This is a genomic window from Niveispirillum sp. GW835-FHT14G11 (genome assembly GCF_058793615.1).
Genome location: NZ_JBXAFZ010000001.1, coordinates 579,367 through 599,116, shown reverse-complemented (window position 1 = coordinate 599,116; position 19,750 = coordinate 579,367). Strand labels below are relative to the sequence as shown.

At 65.1% G+C, this 19,750-nt stretch carries 19 protein-coding genes; 7 read left to right on the top strand and 12 right to left on the bottom strand.

The window, feature by feature from the left end; all coding sequences use genetic code 11:
• Positions 1 to 7: 7 nt before the first annotated feature.
• The 4 genes from ggt to AC1Q7F_RS02940 form a co-directional block, all read right to left on the bottom strand.
• On the bottom strand, positions 8 to 1,735 hold the full coding sequence (ggt, locus tag AC1Q7F_RS02955; protein WP_492503630.1) for a gamma-glutamyltransferase: 1,728 nt from the start codon (positions 1,733 to 1,735) through the stop codon (positions 8 to 10).
• A 116-nt stretch (positions 1,736 to 1,851) separates the two neighbouring features.
• A complete protein-coding gene (locus AC1Q7F_RS02950; RefSeq protein ID WP_492503628.1) occupies positions 1,852 to 2,466 on the bottom strand; it encodes a hypothetical protein in 615 nt (204 codons plus the stop codon).
• Between the two features lie 12 nt (positions 2,467 to 2,478).
• Positions 2,479 to 2,763, bottom strand: a complete 285-nt coding sequence (locus AC1Q7F_RS02945; protein ID WP_492503627.1) for a hypothetical protein — start codon at positions 2,761 to 2,763, stop codon at positions 2,479 to 2,481.
• 43 nt (positions 2,764 to 2,806) lie between these two features.
• Positions 2,807 to 3,703 carry a thymidylate synthase gene (locus tag AC1Q7F_RS02940; RefSeq protein WP_492503625.1) on the bottom strand — a complete coding sequence of 299 codons (897 nt, stop codon included), beginning with the start codon at positions 3,701 to 3,703 and terminating at the stop codon, positions 2,807 to 2,809.
• Positions 3,704 to 3,804: 101 nt separating this feature from the next.
• On the opposite strand from AC1Q7F_RS02940, the gene AC1Q7F_RS02935 reads away from it, so the two are divergent.
• The 6 genes from AC1Q7F_RS02935 (at position 3,805) to AC1Q7F_RS02910 (ending at position 8,322) form a co-directional block, all read left to right on the top strand.
• Positions 3,805 to 4,311, top strand: coding sequence for a dihydrofolate reductase (locus AC1Q7F_RS02935; RefSeq protein WP_492503623.1), 507 nt, complete (start codon positions 3,805 to 3,807; stop codon positions 4,309 to 4,311).
• 3 nt (positions 4,312 to 4,314) lie between these two features.
• On the top strand, positions 4,315 to 4,977 hold the full coding sequence (locus tag AC1Q7F_RS02930) for an aspartyl/asparaginyl beta-hydroxylase domain-containing protein (protein WP_492503621.1): 663 nt from the start codon (positions 4,315 to 4,317) through the stop codon (positions 4,975 to 4,977).
• A 77-nt stretch (positions 4,978 to 5,054) separates the two neighbouring features.
• Complete coding sequence (locus AC1Q7F_RS02925; protein ID WP_492503619.1) at positions 5,055 to 5,549, top strand: PaaI family thioesterase; 495 nt, start codon at positions 5,055 to 5,057, stop codon at positions 5,547 to 5,549.
• Entirely contained in the window at positions 5,522 to 6,130 is a 609-nt protein-coding gene (locus AC1Q7F_RS02920) for a TetR/AcrR family transcriptional regulator (protein WP_492503617.1), read from the top strand. The genes AC1Q7F_RS02925 and AC1Q7F_RS02920 overlap by 28 nt, the downstream gene beginning before the upstream one ends.
• 87 nt (positions 6,131 to 6,217) lie before the next feature.
• Positions 6,218 to 6,859, top strand: a complete 642-nt coding sequence (locus AC1Q7F_RS02915) for an elongation factor P hydroxylase (protein ID WP_492503615.1) — start codon at positions 6,218 to 6,220, stop codon at positions 6,857 to 6,859.
• 83 nt (positions 6,860 to 6,942) lie between these two features.
• The gene (locus tag AC1Q7F_RS02910) at positions 6,943 to 8,322 is read left to right on the top strand and encodes a pyridoxal-phosphate dependent enzyme (RefSeq protein WP_492503613.1); all 1,380 of its coding nucleotides are present in this window, start codon (positions 6,943 to 6,945) and stop codon (positions 8,320 to 8,322) included.
• Positions 8,323 to 8,541: 219 nt separating this feature from the next.
• Here AC1Q7F_RS02910 and phoB read toward each other — a convergent pair whose 3' ends face one another.
• From phoB to AC1Q7F_RS02880, 6 genes are all read right to left on the bottom strand, one after another.
• Positions 8,542 to 9,249 carry a phosphate regulon transcriptional regulator PhoB gene (gene phoB, locus AC1Q7F_RS02905; protein WP_492503611.1) on the bottom strand — a complete coding sequence of 236 codons (708 nt, stop codon included), beginning with the start codon at positions 9,247 to 9,249 and terminating at the stop codon, positions 8,542 to 8,544.
• 39 nt (positions 9,250 to 9,288) lie between these two features.
• A complete protein-coding gene (gene phoU / locus AC1Q7F_RS02900) occupies positions 9,289 to 10,014 on the bottom strand; it encodes a phosphate signaling complex protein PhoU (RefSeq protein ID WP_492503609.1) in 726 nt (241 codons plus the stop codon).
• Between the two features lie 88 nt (positions 10,015 to 10,102).
• Entirely contained in the window at positions 10,103 to 10,906 is an 804-nt protein-coding gene (gene pstB, locus AC1Q7F_RS02895; RefSeq protein WP_492503608.1) for a phosphate ABC transporter ATP-binding protein PstB, read from the bottom strand.
• 2 nt (positions 10,907 to 10,908) lie between these two features.
• On the bottom strand, positions 10,909 to 12,228 hold the full coding sequence (gene pstA, locus AC1Q7F_RS02890) for a phosphate ABC transporter permease PstA (protein WP_492503606.1): 1,320 nt from the start codon (positions 12,226 to 12,228) through the stop codon (positions 10,909 to 10,911).
• Positions 12,221 to 13,684: a phosphate ABC transporter permease subunit PstC gene (gene pstC, locus AC1Q7F_RS02885; protein WP_492503604.1), complete on the bottom strand. Its 1,464-nt coding sequence runs from the start codon at positions 13,682 to 13,684 to the stop codon at positions 12,221 to 12,223. The genes pstA and pstC overlap by 8 nt, the downstream gene beginning before the upstream one ends.
• A gap of 132 nt (positions 13,685 to 13,816) precedes the next feature.
• Positions 13,817 to 14,857 carry a substrate-binding domain-containing protein gene (locus AC1Q7F_RS02880; RefSeq protein WP_492503602.1) on the bottom strand — a complete coding sequence of 347 codons (1,041 nt, stop codon included), beginning with the start codon at positions 14,855 to 14,857 and terminating at the stop codon, positions 13,817 to 13,819.
• Between the two features lie 382 nt (positions 14,858 to 15,239).
• Here AC1Q7F_RS02880 and AC1Q7F_RS02875 point away from each other — a divergent pair, with 382 nt between their 5' ends.
• The gene (locus tag AC1Q7F_RS02875; RefSeq protein WP_492503600.1) at positions 15,240 to 15,668 is read left to right on the top strand and encodes a Cif family virulence factor; all 429 of its coding nucleotides are present in this window, start codon (positions 15,240 to 15,242) and stop codon (positions 15,666 to 15,668) included.
• Positions 15,669 to 15,671: 3 nt separating this feature from the next.
• Here the strand turns inward: AC1Q7F_RS02875 and AC1Q7F_RS02870 are convergent, their stop codons facing one another.
• Together AC1Q7F_RS02870 and AC1Q7F_RS02865 are read right to left on the bottom strand one after the other, a co-directional pair.
• Entirely contained in the window at positions 15,672 to 17,087 is a 1,416-nt protein-coding gene (locus AC1Q7F_RS02870; RefSeq protein ID WP_492503598.1) for an ATP-binding protein, read from the bottom strand.
• A gap of 239 nt (positions 17,088 to 17,326) precedes the next feature.
• Positions 17,327 to 19,600, bottom strand: a complete 2,274-nt coding sequence (locus AC1Q7F_RS02865) for an NADP-dependent malic enzyme (RefSeq protein WP_492503596.1) — start codon at positions 19,598 to 19,600, stop codon at positions 17,327 to 17,329.
• Positions 19,601 to 19,750 lie beyond the last annotated feature (150 nt).

The window sequence follows — 19,750 nt, the reverse complement described above, 5'->3', positions numbered from 1 at the left end:
CCGGGCGTCAGGGAGCCCCCGCCGTACCGTTGGACCGCGGGTCGGCCCCGCCGCGCCATTGGCCAGTCATCTTGTCGATACCGTTCAGCTTGCCGCCGAAATCATCGACCTGCACCTGATGGCCCATGGCGCGCAGCGTGTCGGCCATGGCGCCTACCGACGTGCCTGCCTCTATACGCAGCACGTCGCCATTGCCCATGAAGGTGGGCAGGGCGATGGCCGCGCGTACATCCAGCTTCCAGTCCAGTACGCCGACGATGGCCTTGGCCGTCTGGGCGATGATGGTCGGCCCGCCGGCCGCCCCAATGGCCAGCACCGCCTGCCCGTTCTGGTCATAGACGATGGTGGGCGACATGGAACTGCGCGGGCGCTTGCCCGGCTCCACCCGGTTGGCGGTGGGCACCCCGTCCACATCGGGGATGAAGTTGAAATCCGTCAGCTCATTATTCAGGACATAGCCGTCGACGATGATGCCGGAGCCATAGATATCCTCGATGGTGGAGGTCATGGAGGCGACATTGCCCCATTCATCGGCGACCGAGAAATGGGTGGTGCCGGGGATCTCGTTATCCGGGATGTCCGACACGCGTGGCGCATCCTTGGGCGTGCCGGGCAGCGCCTTGGGCATGGCCTTCTTGCGCTCGATCAGCTTTGCCCGGTCCTTGATATAGGCGGGGTCGGTCAGCCCATCGACCGGCACCTTCACATGGTCGGGGTCGGCCAGCCATTTGGCCCGGTCGGCATAGGCCAGCCGCATCGATTCGCCCAGGATATGCCAGGCTTCCACGCTGTCCTTGCCCATGGCGGGAATGTCATAGCCTTCCATCTGCTTCAGGATGGTCAGCACCGCAATGCCACCGGAGGAGGGCGGACCCATGCCGCAGACGGTATAGACGCGATAGGTGCCGCAGACCGGCGGGCGCGATACGGCGCGATAGGCAGTCATGTCGTTGGCGGTTATCGCACTCGGATGACGGGGCGAGTTGGCCACCGCTGCGCGCAGCCGGTCGGCCGCCGGCCCCGTGTAGAAGGCATCCGCCCCCTGCTCCGCCACCAGGGTCAGCAGATCGGCCAGCTTGGGGTTCCTGATCACCGATCCCGCCGGCTTGGGCGTGCCGTCGGGCTGGTAGTAGAGTTCCTGCGCCTCTTTGGAGACCTTCAGCAGCGGCGTCTGTTCCGCTAGATACTTGACCATGCGCGGGGTCACGACATAGCCATCGCGCGCCAGCCGGATCGCCGGCTGGAACAAAGCCGTCCAGGGCAGCTTGCCATGGCGTTGATGGGCCAGTTCGATCAGGCGGATATTGCCCGGCACCCCGACGGAGAGGCCGCCCGAGCGGGCATCCTCATACTCCATCTCCTGGCCATTCTTCATGAACCGGTCGGGCCTGGCGGCGGCCGGCGCCTCCTCCCGCCCATCATAGCTGAACGTGTCCTTGCTGCCTGCCGGGTGGTACAGCATGAAGCCGCCGCCGCCGATGCCCGACGATTCCGGCTCCACCACCGTCAAGGCCAGCATCAGCGCCGCCGCCGCGTCCGCCGCCGATCCACCCTGGCGCAGGATTTCCCGTCCCGCATCGGTGGCGCGCGGATCGGCGGACGACACCATGGCCTTGCCCACGGGCAGCGCCGTGATCACCGCACTTTCCTTCTGCGCCCAGGCCCCCGTGGCGGGCAGGGTGGACAGGGCACTGGCAAGGCAGAGCGACAGGGCAAGGCAACGCAGGCGGGTCATCGCGGGTCATCTCCGGCCGGTCGAAAGGGTCGCCAGCTTCCCACGAAAATTACCGTCATCATACTGTAAAATATTGATTATTTGGTAGGCAGACTGCCATTGGAATGAGCGTACCTTCAGGCAGACGCCCCGGCAAAACGCTGCAATGCGGCCAACGCCTTGGGCCGTTCGGGCAGCACGATGTCCTTATGGATGCGGCCGACCACGGACTTGATCAGATCCGTCCTATTGAGCGCCGTAACCGCCATCAGCCTGTCGATCTCCTGTGACAGCGACGGGGAAATCTTCATGGACAGGCGCTTGCGGGGCGATTGCCCTTCAGCGGCGGGAAAGGCGTCGAGGAAGGATTGCCAGTCGGCCAACAGACCCGCCGCCCCTTCCTTCTCCGTGGCCGCACCATGAAGATAGTAGGTCAGCAGTGCCTTGCGGAAATCCGTCGATAGCAGCGGATTGATGCGGTAGGCGGCAAGATCGAGCGTTTCCAGATAGATGGCGGGCAACTGCGCCTCCAGCGGCACCGTGGAGCGTTCCCGTGCCGCCCGAATGGCGGGCGTGGATTGTGGCGGGACGGTCACCACGTCCCCGCACCGGTCGCACACCCCGACCAGAATATCGGGCACGCTGCCCTTGCCATCATCGAAGGGCACATCGCGATAATGGAAGCTGGTGGTGACCAGCCCATCACGCTGGCAAACCGCCCTGCCCCTCTCGCCCTCGACATAAAGCTTCACTGCCGCCTGCCTTCAGCGATGGACGCTGATGAATGTGGTATCCGGGTCAAGGAAGTAGAACTTTATGTACCGGCCGTTGCGCACAACCGTGTGGACCTGGATTTCCGCATGGGCATGGTGAGGGCTGGTGCGATGGTGGTTGCCGGTGGCGCCGGCAATCAGGTCATGCACGAAGCCCGCCGACACCTCGCCCATCGCCAGCTGGTTCTTGACCTCGATGCTGTTGCGCGCCTCATGCAGGAACCGGCCTTCGCGCAGATCACGCAAAACCCGGGCCTTGACCACGCGCCATCCCATCTTGGCTCCTATTATACGAGAATTATCGTATAATGCAAGACCATCACACCGCCACATCCGCCTTGATCGGCGGGTGTGGGTCGTACCCTTCGACCACAAAATCCTCGATCCGATAGCCGTCGATGCTGTCCGGCCGGCGGGCCAGGGTCAGGCGCGGCAGGGGGCGGGGGGCACGGGACAGTTGTTCGCGCGCCGCGTCCAGGTGGTTCATATAGAGATGCACGTCGCCGCCCATCCACACGAACTCACCCAGCCGCAGCCCCGCCTGCTGGGCCAGCATGGCCTGCAGCGCCACGGCCCCGGTCAGGTTGAAGGGCAGGCCCAGCAGCACGTCGCAACTGCGCTGATACATCAGCCCGTTCAGGCGGCCGTCGCTGGTCACATGGTACTGATAGACCATGTGGCAGGGCGGCAGGGCCATGCCGCCCAGTTCCGGCACGTTCCAGGCATGGAACAGCAGGCGGCGGCTGGCGGGCGTTTCCCGCAACCCCTTGATCAGGGTGGCGATCTGGTCATGTTCGCGCCCGTCGGGGCCCAGCCAGCGGCGCCATTGCTTGCCATAGACGGGGCCCAGCTCACCCCAGCGGGCGGCGAAGGCATCATCCTCGACAATGCGTTGTTCGAACGCGGCCTGGCTGATCTCCTCCCCCGTCTCCCGGCGGTATGTCGCCAGCGGCCAGTCGGTCCAGATGGTGACCTTGTCCTTCAGCAGCGGCTGGATATTGGTGCCGCCGGTCAGGAACCACAGCATCTCCTTGACCGCCATCTTCCAATAGACGCGCTTGGTGGTCAGGATCGGCACCGTTCCGTCCGACAGGTCGAAGCGCATCATCGACCCGAACAGCGACCGGGTACCGACACCGGTACGGTCCACGCGGGCATCGCCACGGGCCAGGATGTCGGCCATCAGGTCCAGATATTGCTGTTCGGGATGGCGCATCGACCGTCGGCTCCGGTTTCTCGGATATGCTGTGCAGGGCTGTTTTCATTAGCCCGCCCGGCGGTTAATGTCATCCACCCAACCGACCGGAGAGTTCCGTCTTGTTCATTTCCCTGATCGCCGCCGTCGCCCGTAACGGGGTCATCGGCCATGAAGGCCGCATGCCCTGGAAGCTGCCCAACGATCTGCGTTTCTTCAAGCAGGTGACCATGGGCAAGCCGGTGATCCTGGGCCGCAAGACGTGGGAGAGCTTCGGGTCGAAACCCCTGCCCGGCCGCCCGCACATCGTGCTGACCACCAACCGCGACTTCACGGCCGACGGCGCCATCGTGGTCCATGATCTGGACAGCGCCATCGAGACCGGCAAGCGCCTGGCGGAAGAGGCCGGGGTGGAGGAGGTGATGGTGATCGGCGGGGCGCAGATCTATGCCATGACCCTGGCCCTGGCCGACCGCGTCTATCTGACGGAAATCGCGGCCAGCCCGCCGGGCGACACCCATTTCCCCGATTTCGACCGCACCGCCTTCCTGGGCGAGGAGCTGGCGCTGCAGATGCCGGAAGGGCCCGACCGGCCGGCCTATCGCGTCACCCTGTTCCATCGGCGGTGATCCATGACGGACCTGCATCCCTGGCAGCAACAGACGCTGGATAGTGGATTGATGCTGGCGGCAGCGTCCGACATTGCCGTCGACGACCAGGAGCTGGTCCGCCAGACCCTGGCCACCATCGACAGCGTGCCGGTGGCGGAACGCGGGCATTACGGCAGCAATGACGGCAGCTGGACCGCCATCACGCTGATCGACATGCCCACCAGCTATGCCATACCGGCCGGCACCCCGACCCCTACCCTGGCCCATTTGCCGGTGCTGGATGGGATCATGGCCGGTTTGGGCGGAACCGCGCATGGTGCCTATATCCTGCGCCAGCCGCCCCACGGCATGCTGAAATGGCATTTCGACAATCAGGCCCTGCATCTGCCGTTCTGCCGGCTGTTGCTGACCGTTCAGGCCGCACCCGACGCCTTCACCTGGATCGGGCATGAGAAGGTGGCCTTCCCGCCCGGCACATTGTGGACCGGCGACTTTGCCTTCCCGCACCAGGTGGAAAATGCCACCGATCAGGACCGGTTGGTGATCGCGCTGGATTACATACCCACCGACACCGTCCGTGCCCATTTCCCGGCAGAACTTTATGCCGATCCGGATCGGCGTGCGGACCTAGCCGGCGAGGCCTGTGCTCATCTGACCCATTGGCGCTTTGCCCGGGCCTCCTGAACGACCCGCCGGCTCACGGAACCTTCTTGACCGATCGTTCGCTTTTCGCTTAATGTCTCCATCGGAGACTTCAAGACATGCTGAAAACCGTTCTTCCCCTGCTGTTCAAGGTGAGGCCCAAGATGGTCTATGACATGATCCGCCAGCAGATGGTGGGTTCCCTTCCCTTCGTGCGCCATTGCGGCATCGATCTGGTCAGTATTGGCGATGGCATCGCCGAGGCCAGGGTGACCGACCGGGCGGAGGTGGGGAACCATCTGGGCACACCCCATGCCGGCGTCATCTTCACGCTGGCCGAAACCGCCAGCGGTGGGGCGATGGCGGGGGCCATGGCGCCCGTGCTGATGAATGTGCGCCCCGTGGCGGCCCAGGCCACGATCCAGTTCCTGACCCTGGCCAAGGGTGATCTGCGGGCCACCGCCCGCACCGGCCGTCCTGGCGCGGAACTGCGGGCGGAGTTGGAGGCCGAGGGCAAGGTGCGCTTCCCCGTGGAGGTGGAGATCACCGACGCGGCCGGCAATCCGGTGTCGACGATGGTGGTGGAATGGTACGTCAGTCCCAAGCGGCCCTGACCACCACCCCGCCACGACGGGACAGCTTCCACCATGGCGACCTGCGGGCCGCATCCCTGGCGGCGGCATTGGTGATGGTGGAGGCGGACGGCCCCGACGCCCTGTCCTTGCGCGCCGTGGCGGCGGCCACGGGCGTGAACCACCGGGCGCTATATCGTCATTTCGCCGACAAGCACGAACTGACCCTGGCCCTGGCGGCGCAGGGATTCGATCGGCTGGCGATCGGCATTCAGGAGGGCTTCGATGCCGACGGCCGGCCCGGTGCGGGTCCGCTTTACCGTGCCTATGTCGATTTCGCGCTGGAGCGCCCGTCACTCTATGCCCTGATGTATGGCATCCCCGGCCAGGATTACCTGACCCAACCGACCCTGGCACCCTCGGTCGCCAAGGTGACGCGGCTGGCCGCACGCGCCTTCCGCCAGCCCGACGACCCGCCCGGCTTCAGCATCGCGCTGCGCGACCGGGTGATGCGGGCTTGGGGGGAGGTGCACGGGCTGTGCGACCTCTGGCGGCGGGGCGCGCTGCGGGCCCGCAATGCCGATGCGGCCAAGGACTATATCCTTGCTTTGCTGGCGCAATGATGCGCCCGCCACCTCTGCGCCAGGGGATAAGCCGACGCGACGGTTTGGCACTTCACGCCGGGCCGGTACCGGCTATCCTCCCCGCCCATGCAGCTGACGACCATCCCCGATGAAACCCTGCCCCAGGCGCTGAACAGCGTGGCCGCGAACTTGGCGCCCGGCAGCCTGACGGCCAAGGTGCTGGCCCGTATCGCCGCCACGCGCGATCTGGTGGCACTTGGCGTGGACACGGAAGAACACCGCGCAGCGGCCGTCGATCTGGCCCGCGCCTTCGGCATCGGCGTGATCGACGAGGCGCCGCAGGATGCCTTCTCCTATGATGGTCGGGCCATCCGCACCCGGTCGGAAGCCTATGTGCTGATCCATGAGGTGGCGCATTGGCTGGTCGCCCCGCCGGAACGGCGCGGGCTGATCGATTTCGGCCTGGGTGCCGGCCCGGAATCGGGCCGCGTCAACGAGGCCAACAGCGCCATCGCCGTGGACCAGCAGGCCCAGATCCGGGAAGAGGCGCTGGCCTCGCTTCTGGGCATCCTGTGGGAGGTGGAGTTGGGCCAGCCGGCCATCCTCGCCTTCCTGGAACAGAACTGGCTGGAAGGCTGGGATCGCCCGGCCTGCGCGCAGAATCTGGCCGACAATGTCGAACAGCTTTTCCAGGCGGGTTTGATCGCTGCGGATGGGCGGCCGTTTGCGCCGGAATCGTGCGTTGCGGGCGCCCGCGCCGCAGCTTGATGTCGTAATTCCACAAGCCCTTGCGGGGAAATCCAGGATGCGGTTCCCTGGTGGCAAAATCAATTGCCCCAGGGGGGATACCCATGTCCGCGACGCCCGCTTCGGCGCCTGCCATCCTGTCCATGATCGGCAACACCCCGATCGTCCGCATCACCCGTTTCGATACCGGCCCGTGCGAGCTGTATCTGAAGCTGGAGAACCAGAATCCCGGCGGCTCCATCAAGGACCGCATCGCGCTGAAGATGATCGAGGCGGCGGAGGCCGATGGCACGCTGGCCCCCGGCGGCACCGTGATCGAGGCGACGGCCGGCAATACCGGCCTGGGCTTGGCCCTGGTCTGCGCCGCCAAGGGCTATCGCCTGATCCTGGTCATCCCCGACAAGATGGCGACGGAGAAGATCAACAATCTCCGTGCCCTGGGTGCGCAGATCCATATCACCCGGTCGGACGTGGGAAAGGGGCACCCCGCCTATTACCAGGACATTGCCGAGCGCCTGTCGAATGAGATCCCCGGCAGCTTCTATGTCAACCAGTTCGCCAACCCGGCCAATCCCCGCGCGCATGAGGAATGGACGGGGCCGGAAATGTTCGCACAGATGGATGGCGATATCGATGCGGTGGTCTCCGGCATCGGGTCCGGCGGCACCTTCACCGGCCTGGGTGCCTTCTTCGCCAAGGCCAGCCCCAAGACGGAAATGGTGATCGGCGATCCCGCCGGCTCCATCATCGCCGATCTGGTGAACAAGGGCACGCATGACGAGCCCGGTTCCTGGGTGGTGGAAGGGGTGGGTGAGGATTTCGTGCCGCCCATCTGCGATCTCCAGTACGCCAAGGCCGCCTATTACGTCACCGATACCGAAAGCCTGAACGCCGCGCGCGACCTGCTGCGGCGGGAGGGCATCCTGGCCGGGTCGTCGTCGGGCACCCTGTTCGCCGCCGCCTTGAAATATTGCCGCGCCCAGACCACGAAGAAGCGCGTCGTCACCTTCGTCTGCGATACGGGCAACAAATACCTGTCGAAGATGTTCAATGACGCCTGGATGGAAGATCACGGCTTCACCCCGCGCGACCGGCACAACGACCTGCGCGACCTGATGACCCGCCGCTTCGACAAGGGCCAGGTGGTCACCGTCGGGCCGGAGGACACGCTGCTGACGGCGTACAAGCGCATGCGGATCAGCGACGTATCGCAGTTGCCCGTGATGGAGGGGGAGCGGGTGATCGGCATCCTGGATGAAAGCGACCTGCTGCTGCATGTCGAAAAGGACCCGGCCCGGTTCCGCGACAAGGTCTATACGGCCATGGTCAACCGGCTGGAAACCCTGCCCGTCACGGCGACCATGGCCGATCTGCGCGCCCTGTTCGACCGCAACATGGTGGCCATCATCATGGACGGCACTCTGTTCCTGGGCCTGCTGACCCGCACCGACGTGCTGAACCATCTGCGCCGGCAGTTGGGGTGATATCCGCTCGTAATGCTCTCCCCGTCATCCCAGCGAAAGCCGGGACGCAGGGGCCACAAGACAAACCTCGACGCTGCGTCGATCGAAGCTGCCGACAGGTCGGGTGCCTGGCCCCTGGGTCCCGGCTTTCGCCGGGATGACGAAACAGGGCTTATCTGCGAAACAATAACGGGCGCGGCCAACGGCAGCGCCCGTTATTGTTTCAACGCTCCCCAACACTCACATCGTCGTCTTGGTATCCAGCGCGTATCCCGCCGACCGGACGGTGCGGATCACGTCCTGCTCTTCCGTCTCGTTCAGCGCCTTGCGCAGGCGGCGGATATGCACGTCGACCGTCCGCAGCTCGACATAGACATCGTGGCCCCAGACGATGTCCAGCAGCTGCTCGCGCGAGAACACCCGGCCGGGATGCTGCATGAAATGGCGCAGCAGGGCGAATTCCTTGGGTCCCAGATGGATGTCGCGGCCGCCTCGGCGCACGCGGTGGGCGGCCAGATCCATGGAGATGTCGGAAAAGCGCAGCAGTTCCTCCGCCAGACCCGGCGAGGCGCGGCGCAGTACGGCGCGGATGCGGGCCACCAGTTCGGTGGGGCTGAACGGCTTGGACAGGTAATCGTCGGCACCGCTGTTCAGGCCACGCACCTTGTCCGCCTCCTCGCCCCGCGCCGTCAGCATGATGACCGGGGTCTCGCGGGTCTTGGGATTGCGGCGCAGCTGGCGGCAGACCTCCAGCCCGCTCATCAGCGGCAGCATCCAGTCCAGCAGGATCAGGTGCGGGCTGCGCTCGTCGGCCTGTAGCAGCGCTTCTTCCCCGTCACCGGCGGTGATGACCCGGAACCCTTCACGCTCCAGATTGTAGGTCAAAAGAGTGACGAGATCGGCTTCGTCTTCGACAACCAGGATCAGCGGCTTCAAGGCGGCGTTCATCGGTATCCCTGGGGGCTAGGCGGTTGCGGGCGGGGGCGATCAGCCCTCGCCCTCGGCCGGTTCGATGATGGTGAAGCTGGAATTATCGCCCTTGGGACGGGCACCGGTCAGCGGCTGGCCCTTGACCAGGAAATGCACCGTCTCGGCAATGTTGGTGGCATGGTCGCCGGCGCGTTCCAGGTTCTTGGCGATGAACAGCAGGTGCGTGCAGGGCGTGATGTTGCGCGGGTCTTCCATCATATAGGTCAGAACCTCGCGGAACAGGCTGGTATAGAGATCGTCCAGCTCCTCGTCCCGGTGCCAGGCGGCCACGGCCTTGTCGACATCGCGGTCGATATAGGCATCCAGCACATCCTTCAGCATCTCCTGCACCAGGCGGCCCATGCGCGGGATGGTCCCGGCGGGGCGCATGACCGGCAGCTGGGCCAGCGCGATGGAGCGCTTGGCGATATTGGCGGCATAATCGCCCGTGCGTTCCAGATCGGCGGAGATCTTCAGGGCGGCCAGCACCTCGCGCAGATCGACGCCCACCGGTGCACGCAGCGCCAGCATGCGGATGGCATCATGTTCGATCTGGCGCTCGAACTCGTCCAGCCGGGCGTCGCCCTGCATGACTTTGGTGGCGCCCTCAACATCGCGGCGGCCCACGGCCTGCACGGCCGCTTCCACCTGCGCCTCCACCACGCCGCCCATCTGGGCGATCTGGTTGGACAGGCGCTGCAATTCCGCCTCGAAGGACTTGACGGTATGTTCGGTCGGCGACATGGACGTGGGTCCTCGGATTGTGGGGCGGGTCGGCGATCACCCGCAGGTCAGGTCGAGCGGAGCGAGCCCTGACCTGCGGTGATAGGCATCAGCCATACCGACCGGTGATATAGCCCTGGGTGCGCTCGTCACGCGGGTTGGTGAAAATCTCTTCCGTGTCGCCCACTTCCACCAGGTCGCCCAGGTGGAAGAAGGCCGTGCGCTGGGAGACGCGGGCGGCCTGCTGCATGTTGTGGGTGACGATGGCGATGGTGAAGCTTTCGCGCAACTCGTCGATCAGCTCTTCGATATGCGCGGTGGCGATGGGGTCCAGGGCCGAGCAGGGCTCGTCCATCAGGATCACTTCCGGGCTGACGGCCACGGCGCGGGCGATGCACAGGCGCTGCTGCTGACCACCCGACAGGCCGGTACCCGGCTCCTGCAGGCGGTCCTTCACCTCGTTCCACAGGCCGGCGCGCTTCAGCGAGGTCTCGACGATTGCGTCGAACTCGTCCTTGCGGGTGGCCAGGCCGTGCAACTTGGGTCCGTAGGTGACATTCTCATAGATCGATTTCGGGAACGGGTTCGGCTTCTGGAACACCATCCCGACCCGGGCGCGCAGCTGCACCACGTCCAGCTTCGGATCATAGATGTCCTGACCATCCAGCAGGATCTGGCCTTCGACGCGGCAGATGTCGATCGTGTCGTTCATGCGGTTCAGGGTCCGCAGGAAGGTCGATTTGCCACAGCCCGAGGGGCCGATCATGGCCAGCACCTCGTTGCGGTAGATATCGACATTGACGCCGTGCAGGGCGCGCTTGGCGCCGTAATACACCTTCACGTCGCGGGCTGACACCTTCACCGTCTGGGTGGAGGCGGCTTGCACGGGCTTGTTCAAGGTCATGCTGTCCATTCTTACCACCGACGTTCGAATTTCTTGCGCAGCCAGATGGCGGCGCCGTTCATCATGATCAGGAAGGCCAGCAGCACGAGGATGGCGGCCGAGGTCAGTTCGACGAAGCCGCGCTCTGGCTTGTCCGACCACATGAAGATCTGCACGGGCATGACGGACGAGCTGTCCAGCAGGCTGTCCGGGGCCGAGGTGATGAAGGCGTTCATGCCGATCATCAGCAGCGGTGCCGTCTCACCCACGGCATGGGCCATGCCGATGATGGTGCCGGTCATGATGCCCGGCATGGCCAGCGGCAGCACATGGTGCAACACGGCCTGAAGCTTCGACGCGCCCATGCCCAGCGCCGCCTCCCGGATTGAGGGCGGAACGCCCTTCAGCGACGCGCGGCTGGCGATGATGATGGTGGGCAGCACCAGCAGGCCCAGCACCAGGCCGCCGACCAGCGGGGCCGAGCGCGGCATGCCGAAGAAGTTCAGGAACACCGCCAGACCCAGGAGACCGAACACGATGGAGGGCACGGCCGCCAGATTGTTGATATTGACCTCGATGATCTCGGTGAAGCGGTTCTTCGGCGCGAACTCTTCCAGATAGACCGCCGCCGCGACACCGATGGGCAGGGCCGTGAACAGGGTCACCGCCATGGTCAGCAAGGTACCGACGGCCGCCCCCAGCAGACCCGCCAGTTCGGGATAGTTGCTGTCGCTGGCCGTGAAGAAGGTGGTGTTGAAGGCCGTCCGCACGTCGCCGCGCTGTTCCAGCGTATCGAACCAGACCAGTTGCTTGTCGTTGATCGGCCGCTGCACCTCCGGCAGATCACGGTCGATGCCGCCCTTCATGATCTGGTTGATGCCGTCCGAGGCCGGCAGCCAGATCTCCACCGTCTGGCCGACCAGGGCCGGGTCCTTATCCAGCATCTTGCCAAGGCGCACGCCAGCCACCGGGCTGATCAGCCCGCGCACGTCGCGCTTCTCGATACGGCCGGTGACCTCGGGGAACTCCTTGTACAGGGCTTCGCTCACCAGGGTCTGGAAGGCACCGCGATCCCATTCGGCCGGGTTGCCGGTGCCCTGCGGATCGATGACGCTGGCATCGATGCTAACGGCCAGCTTCACTTCCGTCTGGAAGAAGGCCGAAGTGCCTTCCTTCAGCAGGGTGGACAAGAGGATGACCAGCATGGCGCAGGCGAAGACGATCGCCAGGATGCCATACAAGCGGAAGCGTCGTTCGGCGGCATAGCGCGCCTTCAGTCGCCTGGTTGCAATGTCGCCAGTGTGGAAGGACACGGGGAGGGCTGCCTGCATCGGCTCTGCGATCTCAGTCATATTTTTCCCGGTATTTCTGGACGATACGGAGGGCGACGACGTTCAGCGCCAGGGTCACCAGGAACAGGACCAGACCCAGGGCGAAGACCGACAGCGTCTTGGCACTGTCGAACTCCTGGTCGCCGACCAGAATGGACTTGATCTGCACGGTGACGGTGGTGACGCTGGCCAGCGGGTTCAACGTCAGGCTGGCCTGCAGACCGGCGGCCATCACCACGATCATCGTCTCGCCGATGGCGCGGCTGACGGCCAGTAGCAAGGCACCGACGACACCGGGCAGGGCCGCGGGCAGCACCACCTGTTTGATCGTCTCCGACTTGGTCGCCCCCAGGCCGTAGGACCCGTCGCGCAGCGACTGCGGCACGGCATTAATCACGTCGTCGGCCAGGGAGGAGACGAAGGGCACGATCATCACGCCCATCACGATGCCGGCGGCCAGCGCGCTCTGCGAGGAGATGGGGATGCCGAAGAAGGCGCCCAGGTCGCGGATGAACGGCGCCACGGTCAGGATGGCGAAGAAACCATAGACCACGGTGGGCACGCCGGCCAGGATCTCCAGTACCGGCTTCACCAGGCCGCGCACCCGCCGGGGGGCGTATTCGGACAGGTAGATGGCTGACATCAGGCCGACCGGGGCCGCCACCAGCATGGCGATGGTGGCGATCAGCAGCGTGCCGGTGAACAGTGGAATGGCACCGAAGGCCCCGGACGAGCCCGCCTGGTCGGCACGCATCGCCGTCTGCGGCGACCATTGCAGGCCGAACAGGAACTCCGTGATCGGCACCTTGGTGAAGAACCGGATGCTTTCGAACAGCAGCGACAGCACGATGCCAACCGTGGTCAGCACCGCGATGGTGGAGCAGATCACCAGCAGCGTGGTGACGATGCGTTCCACATTGTTGCGCGCCCGGAAAGCGGGGCTGATCTTCGACCAGGTGTAGGCCAGGGCGCCGCCGGCCAGCGCCACGACGGCACCGAACAGGGTCCAGTCCGACAGGCCGCGCAGCTGCGTCATATGCGACGCCGCCGGCTGGATGGCGTCGATGACGGCCGGATTCACATATTGCGCCTGCCCGATGGCCAGATTGCCGACATTGATCAGCAGCAACTGGCGGTGCGTCTGGGTCAGGGCAGAGGCGCCATCGGCGATGGAGGTCAGCAGCGTCTCCAGCTCGGCCGGCGCCAGCATGACGCGCGCCCAGGCCTCCAGCTGTTCCGGCGACATCGACGACAGCACGATCCAGTCCATGACGGCGCCACGCAACGCCACCCAGGCCAGGATCAGCACCAGGGCCGGAAGACCGGCCCAGAGCGCCATGTAGGAACCATAATAACTGGGGACGGAGTGCAGATTGGCGATGCGCCCGCCGGCAATTGCCACGGCCCTGTTGCGTCCCAGCCAGAATCCAGCCAGCGACAGGAACAACAGGACGGCAACGGTCAAAGTGACTGACATAGGTTTTAATCCGCCGCTGTCAGGGGGATCCGGTTGCACGGCAAACCGGCGGCATCAGGTCTGACACCGCCGGTTCCGCCATCTGCTTATACACCGGGTCGGCACGAGAGTCCGCGCCGACCCGGCTGCACATCACGACGCCGGCTTGGCCATCGGGGTCAGCTTCTGCGCGGCGGCTTCGGACATCTTGCGCTTGTCGGCCGGCAGCGGCACCAGGCCCTTGTCGGCCAGATAGCCTTCGTCGCCCATCGCACGCTCCGACGCGTACTCGGCCAGGAATTCCTTCAGGCCGGGGATCACGCCGAAATGCTGGTTCTTGAAGTAGACGAACAGCGGGCGGGAGATCGGGTACTGACCATTGGCGATGGTCTCGTACTTCGGCTCGATGCCGTTGACCGTCAGGCCGTGCAGCTTGTCCTGGTTCTCTTCCAGGTAGCTGTAGCCGAAGATGCCGAAGGCGTTCGGGTTGGCACCCAGACGCTGCACGATCACGTTATCGTTCTCGCCGGCTTCGACATAGGCGCCATCCTCACGGACGGTCTTGCAGACGGCGGCGTGACGGGTGGCGTCCAGGGCCTTGATGGCCGGGAATTCCTTGCAGCCCGGCTCCATCACCAGCTCGACCCAGGCGTCGCGGGTGCCGGACGTCGGCGGCGGGCCCAGAACTTCGATCTCGATCGCCGGCAGGGAGGCGTCGACATCCTTCCAGGTCTTGAAGGGGTTGGCGACGACCTGACCGTTGACTTCCACTTCCTTGGCCAGTGCGGCGAACAGCTGGGCCTTGGTCACGTTGAAGGGCTTGCCCTTCTTGGACTGGACGAAGCCGATACCGTCATAGCCGATCACCAGCTCGGTGATCTGCTCGACGCCGTTCTTCTGGCAGGTGTCGTACTCGCTGGCCTTCATGGCGCGCGAGGCACCGGTGGCGTCCGGGAAATCGGCGCCGATGCCGGAGCAGAACAGCTTCATGCCGCCGCCGGTGCCGGTGGACTCCAGGATCGGAGCGCCGAACTTCGTGGTCTGGCCGAAGCGCTCGACAACCGTGGAGGTGAAGGGGAACACCGTGGAGGAACCGACGATGCGGATCTGGTCGCGGGCGGCAGCGGCGCCGGCCAGGCCGACGAAGGAAACGGCGCCAAGGACGGCGGCGAGGACGAGCTTCTTGGTGGTCACGACAAGGGCCTCCGGTTATCTGGGCGGCACACCGAAGGGCGTGCGTCCTGTGACGCCGACCTTCATCATGTGTCCATGTCCCTGCTGGGTGCCGGGACCATAGCTGTGCTGAGAGACGCAAATACTACACCTGCGTTACAGTTCGATGACACCGCCCCCGGAAGATCACAGCGCGGGCTTGCGATACAGTCGCGTAACACATTGGCCGTTGGCAGCAGCCCCGGTGTCCTTCACCATTGAAATCACAGGATTATTTCACTTCTGCAAGGAGATGGACATGGGTTTTCCGGACAGGGGCCGGCGCAAGGCCGGAACGATTTCGCGGGCATTCGGTGCGCTGACCTGCGCAACAATCATGACAATGCCGGTGATGGGGCCGGTAATGGCCCAAAGCCATCCCGCCCAGACCGTGATGGAGGCGGACCGCGCCTTTGCCGCCCGCGCCAAACAGGTGGGGGCCGGCCAGGCCTTCATGGAATATGCCGAGGCGCGCGTGTCGATGCTGAACGACCCCGTACCGGGCACCGACAATGCCGACCTGGCCAGGATCTTCACCTCCGATCTGGAGATCGACTGGGCCCCGGTGGATGGTGCGGTGTCAGATGACGGCACCCTGGGCTATACCTGGGGCAAGGCCCGCTATTTCAAGGTAAAGTCCGATGGCACGAAGGAGGAGCTGCCGCCCTCACGCTATGTCACCATCTGGCGCAAGCAGAAGGACGGGTCGTGGAAGTTCCTGGCCGATGGCGGGCTGCATGCACCCGAGGCCAAGGCGTTCGCCGAGAAGAAGAGGGCCGCGGAGAGTAAATGAGGCTCAACCCGCCTCGCGCTTGCCCTCGACCGCCTTTACCGCCGGCAGGATGACGGTGAAGGTGCTGCCCTTGCCCACCTCGCTGTCGATGATCAGGCGGCCGCGGTGGCGGTTGACGATATGCTTCACGATGGCGAGCCCCAACCCGGTACCACCCAGCGCGCGCGACCGGGCCGGGTCCACGCGGTAGAATCGCTCCGTCAGGCGCGGCAGATGGGTGCGGGCGATGCCATCGCCGCGGTCGGTGACAGCCACCATGATGGCGGGCCCCCGCACGGCACCGGCCTTGCTGTTGACGGGGGCGGTGATCGCCACGGTCACTTCCGTCTGTTCCTTGCCATACTTGATGGCATTGTCGATCAGGTTCTGGAACACCTGGCTCAGCTGATCCTCATCCCCCACCACGGGCGGCAGGATATCCGGCTGTTCCAGGCGCAGCTTCACCTTGCGCGACGCCGCGCGCAGTTCCAGCGTCGCGGCCACATTGCGCACGATCTTGCCCACGTCCACTTCCATCGTGGGCGGACTGTGCTCATCCATCTCGATCCGCGAGAGGGACAGCAGATCGTTGACCAGCCGCGACATGCGGTTGGACTGGTCGAACATGATACCCAGGAAGCGCTCATGCGCTGCCGCGTCATCCTTGGCGGGACCGCGCAGCGTCTCAATGAAGCCGATCAGGGCCGCAAGCGGCGTGCGCAGCTCATGACTGGCATTGGCCACGAAATCGGCGCGCATCTGTTCGGACCGTTTCAGCAGGGTGATGTCATGCAGGGTCAGGAGCACCAGCGGCGGCCCGTCGCTGCCCGGCGGACGGAAGGGCTTCACCCGCGCCTGGAGCGTGCGCTCCACCGGCACCGGCAACAGCACCTCCACCGTCCGCGACGCGCCACCGGCCAGCACGGCATCGGCGGCTTCCAGCAGGCTGGGCGTGCGTACCGAACTGGCCAGGTCGCGGTCCAGCAGCCGGTCACCGAACAGATGGCAGGCGGCCTGATTGACGCGCCGCACCTCACGCCCCGGCCCCAGCAGGATGACGGGATCGTGCAACTGATCGATCACCGCCTCGAACAGGCCGGCGCGTCCCGCATCCCGGCTTTCCCGGTCCAGCCAGCCCTGATGGGCACGCGCCATGGCCGACGCGATGAATTCCGCCGTGATGCTGTCCAGGGCCGGCGGTGGCACGGGCGCGGCCGCCTCGCCCAGCAATTCGGCATAGTCGGTGAGACGGCGGGTGTCGGACTGGATCATGCGCAGGATGGCGACGGCCAGGACAACATTGACCAGCAGCGCCGGCAGCGCCACGATGGCATCGACATGGCCGGCCAGCAGCAAGGCCAGCAGGATCGACGCCGTTGGCCCCACCAGCGCCACCCCGATGATCACGAACCGGACCGGCCGCACCTCATACCAACGCATCGCAAACCACCGCCCGTTTTTTATCTTTCCCCTACCCGCCGCGGGGCGGGATCGGAGGAGATAACATTGCCGCAGGGCCGGGGTAACAGCATCACGGAAACTTAATAATTGAGCCCGACTGTGACGATTTCGCGTAGGTCAGGTCGAGCGCGATGCGCGAGCCCTGACAGAAAAGGCCTTCGACCCTTTACTGTCAGGGCCCAGGGCTGACGCCCTTCGACCTGACCTACGCCAACCCCTTACCGCGTCAGGCTGTCATGCGCCGCCATGATGGCCGCCGTGGTCAGCTCGCTCACCGTGGCGCCCATCTGGACCACCTGTACGGGCTTGTCCATGCCGATCAGCAGCGGGCCGATCAGGTTGCCGCCGCCGAACTTGTGCAGCAGCTTGGCGCCGATATTGGCGGCGTGCAGTGCGGGCATGATCAGCACATTGGCCGACCCCGACAGGCGCGCGAACGGGTAGAGCCGCTTCATCAATTCATAATCAAGGGCGGTGTCGGCCGACATCTCCCCGTCATATTCGAAATCGACCTTGCGCTTGTCCATCAGGGCCACGGCCTCACGCACATGGGCAGCGCGATCCCGCAAAGGCTGGCCGAAATTGCTGAAGGACAGGAAGGCCACGCGCGGTTCATGGCCCATCAGCCGGGCCATACGCGCCGACTGGATGGCGATATCGGCCAGCTGCTCCGGGCTGGGCCGCTCATGCACCGTGGTGTCGGAGATGAACACCGTGCGCTTACGGGTGGCCAGCACCGACAGGCCGAAGACGATATGGTCGGGCTGGGGATCGATGACCCGCTCGATATCCTCGTAACTGACCGCAAACGACCGGGTCAGGCCCGTCACCATGGCGTCGGCATCGCCCGTGGCCACCATGCAGGCGGCAAACACGTTGCGGTTCTGGTTGACCCAGCGCTGGCAGTCGCGATGCAGGCTGCCGCGGCGTTGCAGGCGGCGATAGAGGAAGTCGGTATAGCGCTCGATATTCGGCGCACCGAACTTGGCGTTCTGGATATCCAGCCCTTCCACCCCGGCCAGACCCAGGCTGGCCAGCTTCTCCTTCACCACATGCTCCCGCCCGATCAGGATCGGCTGACCGAACCCGCCGGTGCGATAGGCGATGGCCGCACGGATCGACCGCTCCTCCTCACCCTCCGCGAATACCACGCGGCGCGGGCTGCTGCGCAGCTTGTCGGCGATCAGCTGCAGGCTGTCAGCCGTGGGGTCCAGGCGCAGGCGCAGGGAGTGGCGGTATTCCTCCATATCGACGATGGGCTTGCGCGCCACACCGGTATCCATGGCCGCCTGGGCCACGGCGGCGGGGATGGTGGAGATCAGGCGCGGGTCGAAGGGCACGGGGATGATATATTCAGGGCCATAGCGCAGACGCCGGCCGGCATAGGCGGCATCCACCTCATCGGGCACATCCTCACGCGCCAAGGCTGCCAGCGCGCGGGCAGCGGCGATCTTCATCGTGTCGTTGATGGTGCTGGCCCGCACGTCCAGGGCACCGCGGAAGATATAGGGGAAGCCCAGGACATTGTTGACCTGGTTGGGATAATCCGACCGGCCGGTCGCCACGATGGCATCGTCGCGCACCTGGCGCACCTCCTCCGGGGTGATTTCCGGATCGGGATTGGCCAGGGCGAAGATGATGGGGTTCGCCGCCATGGACTTGACCATGGCGGGCGTCATCGCCCCCTTGGCCGACAGGCCCACGAACACGTCGGAGCCGGCGACCGCATCAGCCAGCGTGCGGGCATCGGTCACCACCGCGTGGGCCGATTTCCACTGGTTCATGCCCTCCGCCCGGCCCTTCCAGACCACACCCTTGGTATCGCACAGCGTGATGTTGCCATGGGGGATGCCCATGGATTTGAACAGTTCGGCGCACGCAATGGCCGCCGCACCGGCACCATTGATGACCAGCCTGGTCTCCTTGATATCGCGGCCGGTCATTTCCAGCGCGTTGAACAGGCCGGCGGCGGCGATGATGGCCGTGCCATGCTGATCATCATGGAAGACGGGGATGTCCATCAACTCGCGCAGGCGCTGTTCGATGATGAAGCAGTCCGGGGCCTTGATATCCTCCAGATTGATGCCGCCGAAGCTGGGACCCAGATAGCGGACGGAATTGATGAATTCCTCCACATCTCTTGTATCGACCTCCAGATCGATACCGTCCACGTCGGCGAAGCGCTTGAACAGGACGGCCTTGCCCTCCATCACCGGCTTCGACGCCAGGGCGCCCAGGTCACCCAGGCCCAGCACGGCGGTGCCGTTGGAGATGACGGCGACGATATTGCCCTTGGCCGTGTAATCATAGGCCGTGGACGGGTCGGCATGGATGCGCAGGCAGGGGATGGCCACGCCCGGCGAATAGGCCAGCGCCAGATCGCGCTGCGTCGCCATCGGCTTGGTGGGGGTGATTTCCAACTTGCCGGGGCGCCCGCTGCTGTGCAGCAACAGGGCTTCTTCCTCGGTAATGCGCTTGTCGATGCCGGCCATATCCCAACAATCCTCTTTATGTCCCGCCCAGCGCCCCCGCCGGTGCGGATTTTTACGTTGGGACGCATCGTAACGACCGAATGCTACCGTTTCCAGACCCATGACATTGCGAAAATGACGCAACAGCCGTCGGCGCGGGCTGTGACTTGC

Coding starts and splice junctions, on each gene's coding strand:
- ggt (WP_492503630.1), bottom strand. CDS start 1,735: ATGACCCGCCTGCGTTGCCTTGCCCTGTCGCTCTGCCTTGCCAGTGCC.
- AC1Q7F_RS02945 (WP_492503627.1), bottom strand. CDS start 2,763: ATGGGATGGCGCGTGGTCAAGGCCCGGGTTTTGCGTGATCTGCGCGAA.
- AC1Q7F_RS02940 (WP_492503625.1), bottom strand. CDS start 3,703: ATGCGCCATCCCGAACAGCAATATCTGGACCTGATGGCCGACATCCTG.
- AC1Q7F_RS02930 (WP_492503621.1), top strand. CDS start 4,315: ATGACGGACCTGCATCCCTGGCAGCAACAGACGCTGGATAGTGGATTG.
- AC1Q7F_RS02925 (WP_492503619.1), top strand. CDS start 5,055: ATGCTGAAAACCGTTCTTCCCCTGCTGTTCAAGGTGAGGCCCAAGATG.
- AC1Q7F_RS02920 (WP_492503617.1), top strand. CDS start 5,522: ATGGTACGTCAGTCCCAAGCGGCCCTGACCACCACCCCGCCACGACGG.
- AC1Q7F_RS02915 (WP_492503615.1), top strand. CDS start 6,218: ATGCAGCTGACGACCATCCCCGATGAAACCCTGCCCCAGGCGCTGAAC.
- AC1Q7F_RS02910 (WP_492503613.1), top strand. CDS start 6,943: ATGTCCGCGACGCCCGCTTCGGCGCCTGCCATCCTGTCCATGATCGGC.
- phoB (WP_492503611.1), bottom strand. CDS start 9,249: ATGAACGCCGCCTTGAAGCCGCTGATCCTGGTTGTCGAAGACGAAGCC.
- phoU (WP_492503609.1), bottom strand. CDS start 10,014: ATGTCGCCGACCGAACATACCGTCAAGTCCTTCGAGGCGGAATTGCAG.
- pstB (WP_492503608.1), bottom strand. CDS start 10,906: ATGGACAGCATGACCTTGAACAAGCCCGTGCAAGCCGCCTCCACCCAG.
- pstA (WP_492503606.1), bottom strand. CDS start 12,228: ATGACTGAGATCGCAGAGCCGATGCAGGCAGCCCTCCCCGTGTCCTTC.
- pstC (WP_492503604.1), bottom strand. CDS start 13,684: ATGTCAGTCACTTTGACCGTTGCCGTCCTGTTGTTCCTGTCGCTGGCT.
- AC1Q7F_RS02875 (WP_492503600.1), top strand. CDS start 15,240: ATGGCCCAAAGCCATCCCGCCCAGACCGTGATGGAGGCGGACCGCGCC.
- AC1Q7F_RS02870 (WP_492503598.1), bottom strand. CDS start 17,087: ATGCGTTGGTATGAGGTGCGGCCGGTCCGGTTCGTGATCATCGGGGTG.
- AC1Q7F_RS02865 (WP_492503596.1), bottom strand. CDS start 19,600: ATGGCCGGCATCGACAAGCGCATTACCGAGGAAGAAGCCCTGTTGCTG.